We start from the raw sequence: 13,131 nt of genomic DNA, 5'->3' as shown, positions 1-13,131 counted from the left end.
GTCTTGCCGTGGTCAACGTGGCCAATCGTGCCAATGTTAACGTGCGGCTTCGTACGTTCAAACTTTTCCTTTGCCATGATGGCCTCCTTTTACTTTCCCAATGCAGTCAGCTGACTGCAAATGTGTTTTCTTTCGCGGTCAAAAAATCCCCGAAAATATCGTAGTCCCGTGCGTAGATCTGCTTGATCCGATCAAGGGTCTGTCCAGAAATACTGCGTTCCTTCAGGTCCCGCCCGCCGGTTTGCTCATGCGGGATTTCAGGCAACGTTCCGATCCGTTCACGGAGCATCGTCCAAAATTCCGACAGATCAGCAGAGTCGAAAATGCGGGTGTAACGGTCAGCGCGCCCGCCCAGGAAACGTTCCATCGGCAGGCTGTGATGCTTGATCTTGTCAGACAGCTCCCGATACCGGTGCAAATGCGCCACGAACGTTCCAAACGAAGGCCGCATTGTGACGCCCTTCTCATGATCTTCGTCCGTGAGGGGCAGTTTATCCAGCTCTCCCAAGTGCAGAACACGATTGGAATGGCAAGACAAAAGCCGTTCGACGGGGTCACGAATGACGGCGAACACGGCATTTTTCCAGTTCACCATATCGCGGTCAAACTTGAACATGCGGGACTGATACAGGTGATGGATCTGTCGACGGCGGCTGTTGGTGAAAAAGGGTTTGAACGGGTACCCGTTCTCAATCTCGAACGCCACGTGCTTAATCGTCGTGCTGGCCCCTTTCGGGACCAACATGATCGATAATTTATATTTGTTAAGCACGACAGCCACCAAACCGTTCCCTAGCTGATCAAGCGTATTTCGCCTGGATCTCGTCGCTGATGTTCTGCGGCACGGGATCGTAGTGGTCGAATTGCATGGTAAACTGGGCGCGGCCCGACGACATTGAACGCAGTGTGTTGATGTAGCCGAACATGTTGGCCAGCGGCACCATCGCGTCGATGGCAATTGCGTTGCCGCGGTTCTCCTGGCCCGACACCTGACCCCGACGCGATGTCAGGTCACCGATGATACCACCGGTGTATTCTTCAGGCGTGATGACCTCGACCTTCATGATCGGTTCCAGCAGCTTGGCGCCAGCCTTCTTCATGCCTTCGCGCATACCCATGCGGGCCGCGATTTCAAAGGCCAGAACGCTGGAGTCAACGTCGTGGAACTTACCGTCGATCAGGGCAACCTTGAAGTCGATGACGGGGAAGCCCGCCAGCGGACCGCTGTCCATGACCGAGTTGATGCCTTTTTCAACGCCAGGAATGTACTCCTTGGGCACGGCACCGCCAACGATGCGGCTCTCGAACGAGTAGCCTTCGCCCGGCTCTGTCGGGGTGATGATCATCTTCACCTCGGCAAACTGACCGGACCCACCCGACTGTTTCTTGTGGGTGTAGGTGTGTTCGACCTCGTGGCCGATGGTCTCGCGGTAGGCCACCTGCGGGGCACCGATGTTCGCCTCAACCTTGAATTCACGCTTCAGGCGATCAACGAGGATGTCGAGGTGAAGTTCGCCCATACCCTTCATGATGGTCTGACCGCTTTCGAGGTCAGTTTCCACGCGGAAGGACGGATCTTCGGCGGCCAGACGGGCCAGACCCTGAGACATCTTCTCTTGGTCACCCTTGGTCTTGGGCTCAACCGCGATCTCGATCACCGGATCAGGGAAGTTCATCGTTTCCAGAATGACGGGGTCATTCTTGTCGCACAGCGTGTCACCGGTTGTGGTGTTCTTCAGACCACCCAGCGCAATAATGTCACCCGCAAAGGCTTCGGTGATCTCGTCCCGGTCGTTCGAGTGCATCATCATCATACGACCAACGCGCTCGTTGTTGCCCTTGGTCGAGTTCAGCATCGAGTCGCCCTTCGACAGGGTGCCCGAATAGACGCGGACGAAGGTCAGCGAGCCCACGAAGGGGTCGTTCATAATTTTGAATGCGAGGCCCGAGAACGCCATGTCATCATCCGCACGACGGGCGATGTTACGCTCTTCGGTTTCGTCACCGGGTTTGAAGCCCATGTAATCAACAACGTCCAGCGGGCTGGGTAGGTAGTCGATCACGGCATTCAGCAGCGGTTGCACACCTTTGTTTTTAAAGGCCGAGCCACCAAGAACCGGAACAAAGTCCAGCGCCAGCGTGCCCTTGCGCAGCAGTTTGCGCAGCGTGGGAACGTCGGGTTCGTTGCCTTCAAGGTAGGCTTCCATCGCGTCGTCGTCTTGCTCGACGGCGGCTTCGATCATCTTCTCGCGCCATTCGGCGGCCATGTCAGCCAGATCGGCGCGGATGGGAGCTTTGATCCAGGACGCGCCCAGGTCTTCACCCTGCCACAGCCACTCTTCCATGGTCACGAGGTCGATCAGACCTTCCAGCTCGGTCTCTGCACCGATCGGGATACCGACAGGAACAGCGCGGGCGCCGGTACGGTCTTCAATCATGTTCACGCAGTTGAAGAAGTCGGCGCCGATCTTGTCCATCTTGTTGACGAAGACCATGCGCGGCACCTTGTAGCGGTCAGCCTGACGCCACACGGTTTCGGTCTGCGGCTCAACGCCAGCGTTGGCGTCCAGAACACAGACAGCTCCATCAAGAACCGCCAGCGAACGCTCAACTTCAATGGTGAAGTCCACGTGGCCGGGGGTGTCGATGATGTTCAGGCGATGCTTTTCAGTTTCCGCCGTCTGACCGTCCTCGGTGCGTTCCCAGAACGTGGTGGTCGCAGCCGACGTGATGGTGATGCCGCGTTCCTGCTCTTGCTCCATCCAGTCCATGGTGGCCGCACCATCGTGCACCTCACCGATGTTGTGGGACTTGCCTGTGTAGTACAGGATGCGTTCCGAACATGTGGTCTTGCCGGCATCGATGTGAGCCATGATGCCGAAGTTGCGGTAGCGGTCGAGCGGATATTCGCGTGCCATGGGGCTGCTTCCTCAGGGTGTCTGGATTACCAACGGTAGTGGCTGAACGCTTTGTTGGCGTCGGCCATCTTGTGCGTGTCTTCACGCTTCTTCACGGCAGTACCGCGCGACTGTACAGCGTCGAGCAGTTCACCGGCGAGGCGTTCTTCCATCGTGTTTTCGTTGCGGCCGCGGCTGGCTGTGATCAGCCAACGGATGGCCAGCGCTTCGCGGCGCTCGGGACGAACTTCAACAGGCACCTGGTAGGTGGCACCACCGACGCGGCGCGAACGCACTTCGACGGACGGCTTGATGTTGTCCAGCGCTTCGTGGAACACTTCCACGGGTGCGCGCTTGATTTTGCTCTCAACGCGATCAAGCGCGTTGTAAACAATACGCTCGGCAGTCGATTTCTTTCCGTCCAGCATCATGTTGTTCATGAATTTGGTCAGCACCTTATCACCATACTTGGCGTCGGGCAGGACTTCGCGTTTCTCGGCGGCGTGACGACGTGACATCTGCTGCTCTCCTTATTTGGGGCGCTTGGCGCCGTATTTCGAACGACGTTGCTTACGATCTTTGACGCCCTGGGTATCCAGAACACCGCGCAGGATGTGGTAACGTACACCAGGAAGGTCTTTGACACGACCGCCGCGGATCAACACAACCGAGTGCTCTTGCAGGTTGTGGCTCTCGCCGGGGATGTAGCTGATGACCTCGTAACCATTGGTCAGGCGCACTTTGGCAACCTTACGCATGGCCGAGTTCGGCTTCTTGGGTGTGGTGGTGTACACACGGGTGCACACGCCGCGCTTCTGAGGGTTGCCCTCAAGGTGCAGCGACTTCGAGCGTTTTACTTTGGGCTGCCGCGGCTTGCGGATCAGCTGTTGGATCGTTGGCATTGCAGGTTCTTTCCCCGTCTCATCAACACATGTGTCATGCGGGTCCAACCCGCGGTTTCAATTCCATCGCTGCCTGTGCGTCCACAACAGCGCAAAAACCGCAATCGCTCCTGTCGAAGGGGCGACGCGGTGGGTTTCCAGAGGATCGGGCCAATGCAGGGGCCGGATCGTGTCCACTTAAGTTTTGATTTCGGTGCCGGGGCGACCCCCTTGCCGAGATAGCGCGCGTATATGGCGAGTCTCTGAGGGTGTCAACAGGGCGGCCGACCGTGAGATAGGGCACATTGCCGAATTCCAACTCTCACGGATCGGCCCCTTTCACTGGACAGGTCCGCGAGATGGCCGCTAGACCTTGAGGCAATAGTATTTCGGACGAAAAATGAAACTCTTATCGCTTTTTGGGCTGCTCTGCCTCACCCTCACCGCTTTCACCATACCCGACCCGGTCAACGCCCAGCGTCTGCCCGTCGAACGCAGCATGAAACAGAACACCACCAAGCACGGCTTTGCAAAGGTCAAAGGTAATGCACGGTTGGGCAAACGCGCGCAGCGTTTCGAAGTGCGAGCAGGTGATTGTGGTTGGGACGATGGCTGGAGCGATTGCGACAATGACCGGGAACGATCCGAGCTTTACGTCAAGAAGGACTGGCGTGCGGGCACGGACCAATGGATTGGATTCTCGATCTACCTGCCGCCGGATTTCAAGACCAGTTCACGCGTCCGCACAACAGTGGGTCAGGTCAAGATGAAGGGCGGCCCGACCGGCTTTACCGGCGGCTTCCCGTCCGAGCCGGGCGTGTTCCAGATGGAGATGCTGGGCGACCGCTACTTCCTGCGTGTGCACGTGCTGTCCGGCCCGTTCGACAACGTGCGCAATGACATCAAGGACTACAACATTGCCTCCATCCGTGAGTTACGCGGCAAATGGACGGACTTCGTTGTGCGCGTGAACACCAAGACGGCACCCGGCACCATCGAAGTGTACAAGAACGGAACGCGTGTGGCGGCGCATAATTACAATCAGAACTATGCGCCCAAGGCGTATTACTTCAAATATGGCATCTATCGGTCTTTCGTCAGTCAGCACCGCGGGCCCATGCCAACACAAGTGGTGTATTTTGACGAGGTGCGAATGGGGCGCAATTATGAAAAGGTCACGGTCGACGCTCAACGCCGAGCAGTCGACTGAGCAAAGAGGCACAACCAGACCATGCAGATCATCGGGCTCTGCCGCTTTTCCTACCCCGCCATTGGCGGGTTCCAGGTAGGCCATGAAACGATCGAAGATCGTATGGCCTATCTCTGGGCGCGCGACCGGCTCGAAGAACGGTTCCGCCTTCTTGAAACGATGGCCCTGCCCTGCTTGCGCGCACAAACAGATCAGGACTTTGACCTTCTGATCCTGATCGGTGATCAGTTTCCCAAGGAACATCGCGACCGGTTGCATGATCTGACGTCAGACATGAAACAGGTACAGATCATAGCCGAGCCACCCCATCCCAGCCGCGAGATGTCCAAGGCATTACTGAACAATGCCCGCCGCAACCCCTCGAACCCGTGCATCCAGTTCCGGCACGATGATGATGACGCATGTGCCGTCGACTTCATCGAGAAGCTGCGCGAGGCGGCCAAGGACGCGCGCCCCCTGACAAAGAAACACAAGACCATCGGATTGGACTGGAACCAGGGATATGTCGCCGAGGTTGGAGCAGATGGCATTTCAGCGACGCAGATCTACCGCGCGTTCTATGTGTCGGCCCTGGGGATGTACATTCAGGGGGACTGCAAGTTGACGATCCACAACTTCATGCATGAACGGATCCCGCAATTCATGCCGTGCATCACCTATGCCGACCCGGACATGTTTGTTCGCACGCACAACGGATACAATGACAGCCGTCAGAAAAAGGTCAAACCGGTGCCGGTCGATCCGCTGACACCGCAGCAGGAACAACTGTTCCGAGACCGCTTCGCCGTGGATATTGACCACGTGCGCAGCGTGTTCTCAGCGCGCTGACAGCTTACGCTCGCGATAAAGGGTGAACAGACCAGTCGCCACCACGATGGCGGCCCCCACCAAGGTCAGAGACGATGGCCAGTCACCGAATACCAACCAGCCCAGAACCAGGGCCCACACAAGGCCGGTGTACCTGAACGGTGCGATAAAGCTGATCTCGCCCACACGCATCACCTGTACGGAAAAGAAGTAGCCGCCGATGATAAAGACCGATGCACCGCCGATCAGCAGGCCAAGGCGCATGTCGATGGGCACCCATTCCGTAGTGGTTGAGGCAACACCGGCAAAGGCAGTAACGGTCAGTGCGGCGATCCAAGTTACCGTCATGGACGGCACATCCGCCGACAATCGACGCGTCGCCAGGTCACGCGCTGTGACACAAAGCACGGCGATCAGGGCATAAACTGACCACAGTGAAAAACCTTCCGCCCCCGGTCGCACGATCAAAAGCATACCCATAAAGCCCAGAAGGATCGCCGACATACGGCGCCAACCCAATGGTTCTCGAAAAAACAGGGCTGCCCCAACTGCGACGGTCAAAGGCAAGACCTGCAGGATCGCGGTCACATTCGCCAGCGGCATATTCAGTAGTGCGGTTATGAAGAAGTAGGCGGCGCCTACCTCTGCCACCGATCGCACCGCGATCAATGCCCAGTCCTGCGCCCCAATGCGAAAGTGGATCCTTCCCAGCCACCGGGCCATGCACAGGATCAACAATGATGACAGCACACCTCGGATGACCAACAGCTGCATCAGCGGCACCGCGCCATCCGTTAGCTTGATCAACGTATCATTGATCGTGAACGACGCCATGGACGCCATCATCAAGAGCGCGCCGATTGTGTTGGGGGACATCAGGACCTGCCGGATCAATTCACGGGCACGCTAGCGTTCAGCCGCAGTGAAGACCAGAGCGAAACCGGACGGACAGCAGGCCGCCGGTCAGCGTCGTTTCGCGTATCCCGTGTCCGGCTCACTTGTGAAGCATCTAAATCACACTAAATCAATCAGGTATTCAACAAAATGAGGATCTCATGCGTTTCTTTCTGTCTTTGGCGGTCGCCATCGGCATTACAACTCCTGCACTGTCCGACGTTGTACCTATCGCCAGTATGCAACGTGGCCAGACCGCCACTGTCGAAGGTGTTGTAGACAAGTTTTTTGACAGCGATGAAATCCGGCTGCGCGATGAATCCGGCACGGTGCGTGTGTACCTTGGGCCGCAAATGATTGACCTAAAAAGCGGCGAACGCATCCGTGTGTCGGGTGTCCTCGACAATGATCTTTTTCTGAACGAGTTTTATGCGCGCGAGATCACGCGCGAGAACGGGGAAAACATAACCATTCGTCACGAGTACGAGTGATTTCCGAGCGGTTTCTGCTTCACAGCCGCAAGCAAAAACAAGGCGTCCGTTTGGGGCTTGACCTCAAGTTCACTTAAACCCCTACACATGGTCCATCGCATGTAACGAGGTGACCATGTCCAAGCCCAACCGTCTGCCCCGTTTCATTGCCGCGAGCGGCATGACAAATCTGGCAGATGGCATTGCCCTGGTTGTATGGGCTTGGATCGCTTCGCTGCTCAGCCGCGATCCGCTTTTGATTGCGCTTATGCCCATTGCACTGCGACTGCCATGGTTCCTGTTTGCCTTGCCTGCAGGAGTGGTGACGGACCGCGTGGATCGCAGGAAGCTTATTCTAGGCATGGACGTTCTGCGCGCAGTTGCCTTTGCATCCGCCACGATCCTGGTCTGGACCGCGTCCCCACTGGCACCAGCGCCCAACGACGGAACATCGGACCCATTTCTTTTTTATGCTCTCCTCGCCTGTGCGCTGCTTGTGGGCACGGCCGAGGTCTTTCGGGATAATGCCGCTCAAACCATGTTGCCGGCCCTTGTGCCGCACGATCAACTTGAAAAGGCCAACGGTCGGCTCTGGAGTGTTGAACTGGTTGGCAATTCGCTGCTTGGCCCCGCGCTCGGCGCCTTTCTGATCGCCGCCGTGGTCTGGGCGCCTTTTTCAATGAATGCCGTCATGTTTGCGCTCGCCGCCCTGCTCATATTAACGCTACCTGGCAATTTCAGACCAACGCGCACACAGCAAAGCTCACTGCGTGCCGATCTGGCCGAAGGTATCGCCTTCCTGCGGGCAGCCCCCTTTCTTCAGGTGCTTGCCGTGATCACCGGCGTTTGGAACCTGCTGCATCAGATGGTCGTGATCGCACTCATTTTGCACGTTCAAGAGAACCTCGGGATCGGAGCGCAAGGGTACGGACTGATCCTTGCCGCCGGCGCGGTTGGGGGGATTGCCGGAGGTTTTGTCGCGGACCGGGTGGTGAAAGTCATTGGTCAGAACAGGGCCGCCCAATGGATGACACTGGCGTCGGCCGTGGCCTTCGCCATCATCCCATTTGCACCGAACGGTTATGTGCTGGCTCTGGTTCTGGCGTTGTTCGAGTTCACCGGCCTGATCTGGAATACCGTTTCGGTATCTTACCGCCAACGATACATTCCCGACGCCTTGCTTGGACGCGTGAACAGCATCTATCGCCTGCTGGCCTGGGGCATGATGCCCATCGGCTTGCTGCTGTCCGGGCTGGTCGTGGGCGTGGCAGAAGAGACAATACCGCGTTCATTTGCACTGATATCACCCTTTGTCTTGGCAGCCGCCGGGGCGGCTCTCCTGACGGTGTGCGCATGGAGACCGTTGGGGCGTGGCTTTCAACCGATGAACCGGTCCAACTAGACGGGTAGTATGCGTCGCTGCACAGCACTCAGCGACACGCGTAAAACGGTCGGCTACCGACGTCGGATCGCTAGGTCAGCTGCGCCACCGACCCTCGTTCGATTATGCGTGCGGTCAACTGTTGGCTTTGCATCGGCGCGCTGGTTTCAAGGCATTCCACGATGTGGGTGCCCACAGCTTCCCCCATGCCAGACGCAGGCAGGTCGATGGTCGTGAGCGGCGGCACAACGGCCTCCGCCCAATCGAGGTTGTCAAACCCCATGACCGACACGTCTTGCGGGATCTGTTTGCCTACGTCTGCGCAAGCAAAGTAAGCGCCTAGTGCAAGCACGTCGGAAAAACACAGATATGCGGAGTACCCTCCCCCATCCGCCAACCGGTGACCAACGCAGGCTTTGCCCCCCGCCACACTCAATGGCGTTTCGAAGAAATCCAGCGTATCGAAAAGGCCGCGCAATGCCCGCGCGCCATCCCGGCGCGCCACTGTCCTGTCGCTTTCAGCAAGCGGCCCATGGACGACTGCCACCCTTCTGTGCCCATTGGCGTATAGATGCCGCAAAGCTTGGCCTGCCAAATCAGCATTGTCATATCCCACGGTAGGTTGCTCACAAAGCGGATCCCAGACGGACGTATAGACGTAAGGCACCTGTCGCTTGGCCAACATACCCAAGAGTGCTTTGGAATGCGTCTGACCGCTGAGAATGAACGCATCCGCGCCCATACCCAAAAGCTTGCGGGCTGCCGCCAATTCCTCTGCCTCATCGGCATTCGAGATCGCAAGAACCAGGGAATAGCCATGCAGGCCGAGCGTCCGTTCGATGGCTGAAATGAACTTGGCAAAGACCGAATGCTCAATTGTCGGGATAATGGCAGCCACCACTCTGCTCCGGCGCGTTGACAGCGCGCGAGCCGCCGGGTTGGGCAGATAGTCAAGACGGCTACACGCATCTAGCACAAGTTGCCGGGTCTTTTCGCTGACCTTCGTGTCACCATTCACGACGCGAGAGATCGTCGCCGTGGATAACCCGGTGTCCCGTGCCACATCTCTGATACTTGCCGCGATTTTTGCCACGATAATCCCCCTCCTCCGCACCAGATGCTTGACCAAAGCGATTCGCAAGTGTTCAAATGTAACCGGTTACACAGCGCACCTATCAATTGACGCTTGAACCAAACAGGGAATAGCCACGTGCTAAAACGAAGCGATACCTACACGCCTGCTCGCGCGCGGTATCAGGGTCTAAAGGACGCCGCCGCACTCCGCCGCGACATACGTTACGGCGAAATGGGCAGGATACGCGTTCGCGCAGGCTCGGTGATATCGATCACCAATGTGGACGGCGGATGTGACGTCTGGTTGACCGCGCTGACGGACAATACCCGCGATTTTGACCTCTCGGCATTTGCGCAAGTCGGCGAAGCTGGTCAACCACTGCCCGTCGATGGGTTCGACAAACGTCAGATGGACATGCTCGCACATGGACGCGACAGTGATCTTGCCCGGGGCCGCGGCCTGCGCATCTTTGGCGCATCAGACGCACCGGGTGACATCCACATTGCGAAGATGACCGAGGACGCTGACCTGTTTTGCATCGTCCCCGTGTCGCGGGAATATCTCAGTATCGGTGGCGGCGGTCTTGTCGCTCTGTCCGTCCAACCTCCAACTGGATCGATCCGTGACGCATCGCTGCCCGAACCGATGGGCCGTGTTGTTGACGAATGGCGTGTCAGCCGCGGTACGGCACACGCTTACACATTAAAAAAGGGGCAATTCGTCCAGATTATTGATGTCGACGGGCAGCAGTGCTCGGATTTCATGGCGATGCGCAATGACGCACTGGACCAAGGAACCGAACGGTACATCGACAGTGCCGTTTCCCGCACACTGGCACGCGGCGCCTATCCCCTGCCCGGCTTGCACGACAAGTTCTTTGATCAGGACATGAAACCGCTGCTGGCGGTGCGCCAGGATACCGTCGGACGGCACGACACCTTTGCGCTTGCCTGCACCGCACGCGGGTACGAGGAACGCGGATTTCCCGGCCACATCAACTGTTCCGACAACATAAGCGGAGCATTTGCCCCCTACGGCATTCAATCGCGGCGCGCCTGGCCCGCGATCAACTTCTTTTTCAACTCGTGGATCGATTGGCAAGACCACCACATCGCAACAGACGAGGCATGGTCACGACCCGGAGATTACGTGGCCCTTCAGGCGCTGACGGATCTGGTCTGCGTGTCTACGGCCTGCCCCGATGATGTCGATCCCATCAATGGCTGGAACCCAACGGATATTCACGTGCGTATTTATGAAGAAAACAGCGATATCCAACACGCGGTGTCGTGGCGGTCAAATCCTGGAGATGCTGTACAGATGACGGCCCATTCGGCCTTCCACCCACGCATCTCGAAACTGACAAGCAGCTACCAGGTCGCCCGGCAACTCTGGATGCCGACACAGTATGACGCAACCGGCGCGGTTGCCGAGTATTGGGCCTGCAAGAACGCCGCCACCCTGCAGGACATGTCCGGGCTCAGGAAGTTCGACATCGTGGGACCGGATGCCGAAGAGCTTTTGCAGCTTTGCATGACACGCAATGTGGCCAAGCTGTCTGTCCATCGCGGCTTGTATGCCTTGCTGTGCGATCAGCGCGGATCCGTGCTGGACGACGGGACGCTGTTCAGGCTGGAAGACACCGCATTCCGCTGGTGCTGTGGATCGGATAATTCCAGCTTGCATTTGCGCGAACAGGCAGAGGCACATGGCCTGAATGTGCGGGTCCTTAGCCATGGCAGCAAGATGCAGAACCTTGCGCTGCAGGGGCCGAAATCACGGGACATCCTGCGCAAGCTGGTCTTTACCCAACCGTCCCGTCCCACACTTGATAACCTTAAGTGGTTCGGCTTCACCATTGCCCGGCTTCACGACCGGGAGGGGCCGATGTTCATGCTGTGTCGCACTGGTTTCACAGGTGAACTGGGATACGAAATTTTTTGCGACAGCAACGACGCCGTTGCCATTTGGGACGCGTTGATCGACGCGGGAACCCCGCTTGGCTTGGTGCCGATGGGCGGTGACGCGCTCGAAATGCTGCGGATCGAAGCAGGCTTGATGATCGCCGGCGCAGAATTCGGCCCCGACATGGATGCGTTTGAATCCGGGCTGGGCTTTGCAGTCGATCTGAAGAAACCCGACTTCATCGGACGCGCCGCGCTTGAGCGCAATAACATTGCCCCCCGACGCAAACTCGTGGGGCTATCCATGGTCGGAAACGAGGTGCCAAGCCACGGCGATGGCGTCTTTGTCGGCCGCGAACAGGTGGGCACGATCACCAGCGCCTGCCACTCTCCTGCGCTCGGCCATGCCATATGCATGGCGCGGGTCGCCATCGAAAACGCCGCACCCGGCACGGAACTGGAAGTGGGCAAACTGGACGGACATATGAAGCGCCTAGGTGCTACGCTTGTCGACCTGCCCTTCCTGGACCCAAAAAGAGAAAAGGCACGCGCGTGACCGAAAATACAGAAGAAGGGGTGGTCGTCACCCGCAACGTTTGGAAGATATTTGGCAACCGGGCTGACGAAGCCATGGAAGCCGTCCGCAGGGACAACCTGTCAAAGGCGGACGTGCTGGAAGAATTCGGCGCCGTTGTCGGGGTCAAGGACGTGTCGATCTCGGTCGGTGAAGGAGAAATCTTCTGCATCATGGGCCTGTCGGGCTCAGGCAAATCCACCCTTGTTCGCCATATCAACCGTCTGATCGAACCCACGGGCGGAGAGATCCTGATCAACGGCGCCAATGTCGGCCAACTGAATGCCGAAGAATTGCGTGCCATGCGCGCCGACAAGATCGGGATGGTGTTCCAGAACATGGCCCTGCTGCCGCACCGCACGGTGCGTGACAACGTCGCCCTGTCTCTGGAGCTGCGCAATGTCGATGCCTACACGCGGGCGCAAGTCGCGGACCGTGTGATCGAACTGGTCAGCCTGCAAGGCTACGGCGACCGCCTGCCCTCCGAACTGTCGGGCGGGATGCAGCAGCGTGTGGGCCTTGCCCGCGCCATGGCCGCCGACCCGGATATCCTGCTGATGGACGAACCATTCTCGGCCCTCGACCCGCTCATCCGGCGGGTACTGCAGGATGAATTCCTCGAGCTGTCAAAGTCGATGAACAAGACGACGCTGTTCATCACCCACGATCTGGATGAAGCGATCCGCATGGGCAGCCGCATCGCCATCATGAAGGATGGTGAGATCGTTCAGGTCGGCACGCCCGAAGACATCGTGACCAATCCGGCGGACGCCTATGTGGCCGACTTCGTGGCGGGCATCTCGAAACTGAAATTGCTCTACGCCCACACGGTTATGGAGCCACTGGCCGCCTACGAGGCGCGTAAAGGGCCTGTGGCACAGGCCGAGGCACCCGTGGCGGAACCGGATGACGACCTCGACAAACTGATCGCGCTCAGCGTCAACCAAGACCATCCGGTCCTGATCAAGGATGACGGCAACGTTGTGGGCGTCGTGTCCAAGGATGCAATCCTGCACGGCGTTCAGGGGGAGGCATAAA

The 13,131-nt window shown here is 58.1% G+C and carries 12 protein-coding genes; 6 read left to right on the top strand and 6 right to left on the bottom strand.

The genetic code is table 11. The features are described 5' to 3' along the window. Positions 1-106 precede the first annotated feature (106 nt). From Q1A51_RS22670 to rpsL, 4 genes are read right to left on the bottom strand one after another with little or no spacing between them, the layout of a single operon-like run. On the bottom strand, positions 107-781 hold the full coding sequence (locus Q1A51_RS22670) for a sulfotransferase family 2 domain-containing protein (protein WP_299671542.1): 675 nt from the start codon (positions 779-781) through the stop codon (positions 107-109). Positions 782-800: 19 nt separating this feature from the next. Then, complete coding sequence (gene fusA, locus Q1A51_RS22665; protein WP_299211487.1) at positions 801-2,918, bottom strand: elongation factor G; 2,118 nt, start codon at positions 2,916-2,918, stop codon at positions 801-803. 26 nt (positions 2,919-2,944) lie between these two features. Beyond that, positions 2,945-3,415, bottom strand: a complete 471-nt coding sequence (gene rpsG / locus Q1A51_RS22660) for a 30S ribosomal protein S7 (RefSeq protein ID WP_189371941.1) — start codon at positions 3,413-3,415, stop codon at positions 2,945-2,947. A gap of 12 nt (positions 3,416-3,427) precedes the next feature. Next, positions 3,428-3,799, bottom strand: coding sequence for a 30S ribosomal protein S12 (rpsL, locus tag Q1A51_RS22655; RefSeq protein ID WP_109385713.1), 372 nt, complete (start codon positions 3,797-3,799; stop codon positions 3,428-3,430). Between the two features lie 379 nt (positions 3,800-4,178). Between rpsL and Q1A51_RS22650 the strand changes: the two genes are divergently transcribed. Together Q1A51_RS22650 and Q1A51_RS22645 are read left to right on the top strand one after the other, a co-directional pair. Further along, positions 4,179-4,988, top strand: coding sequence for a heparin lyase I family protein (locus Q1A51_RS22650; protein ID WP_299602789.1), 810 nt, complete (start codon positions 4,179-4,181; stop codon positions 4,986-4,988). A gap of 21 nt (positions 4,989-5,009) precedes the next feature. Continuing rightward, entirely contained in the window at positions 5,010-5,816 is an 807-nt protein-coding gene (locus tag Q1A51_RS22645; RefSeq protein WP_299602787.1) for a putative rhamnosyl transferase, read from the top strand. Here the strand turns inward: Q1A51_RS22645 and Q1A51_RS22640 are convergent. Beyond that, on the bottom strand, positions 5,805-6,671 hold the full coding sequence (locus Q1A51_RS22640; RefSeq protein ID WP_299602784.1) for a DMT family transporter: 867 nt from the start codon (positions 6,669-6,671) through the stop codon (positions 5,805-5,807). The genes Q1A51_RS22645 and Q1A51_RS22640 overlap by 12 nt on opposite strands. Positions 6,672-6,850: 179 nt before the next feature. On the opposite strand from Q1A51_RS22640, the gene Q1A51_RS22635 reads away from it, so the two are divergent. Continuing rightward, positions 6,851-7,180 (top strand): hypothetical protein, encoded by a 330-nt coding sequence (locus Q1A51_RS22635; protein WP_299602782.1) that lies wholly within the window; start codon positions 6,851-6,853, stop codon positions 7,178-7,180. Positions 7,181-7,295: 115 nt separating this feature from the next. Then, the gene (locus tag Q1A51_RS22630) at positions 7,296-8,561 is read left to right on the top strand and encodes an MFS transporter (protein WP_299602778.1); all 1,266 of its coding nucleotides are present in this window, start codon (positions 7,296-7,298) and stop codon (positions 8,559-8,561) included. A 70-nt stretch (positions 8,562-8,631) separates the two neighbouring features. Here Q1A51_RS22630 and Q1A51_RS22625 read toward each other — a convergent pair whose 3' ends face one another. Further along, entirely contained in the window at positions 8,632-9,633 is a 1,002-nt protein-coding gene (locus Q1A51_RS22625; protein ID WP_299211453.1) for a LacI family DNA-binding transcriptional regulator, read from the bottom strand. A 117-nt stretch (positions 9,634-9,750) separates the two neighbouring features. Here Q1A51_RS22625 and Q1A51_RS22620 point away from each other — a divergent pair, with 117 nt between their 5' ends. Then, positions 9,751-12,075, top strand: a complete 2,325-nt coding sequence (locus tag Q1A51_RS22620) for an aminomethyltransferase family protein (RefSeq protein ID WP_299602774.1) — start codon at positions 9,751-9,753, stop codon at positions 12,073-12,075. After that, a complete protein-coding gene (locus Q1A51_RS22615) occupies positions 12,072-13,130 on the top strand; it encodes a betaine/proline/choline family ABC transporter ATP-binding protein (RefSeq protein ID WP_299211447.1) in 1,059 nt (352 codons plus the stop codon). The genes Q1A51_RS22620 and Q1A51_RS22615 overlap by 4 nt, the downstream gene beginning before the upstream one ends. Position 13,131: the final 1 nt, after the last annotated feature.

It is taken from the genome of uncultured Tateyamaria sp., assembly GCF_947496075.1.
GTDB lineage: Bacteria > Pseudomonadota > Alphaproteobacteria > Rhodobacterales > Rhodobacteraceae > Tateyamaria.
The sequence above is the reverse complement of the archived record's forward strand: the minus strand, read 5'-3'. Positions and strand labels throughout refer to the sequence as shown.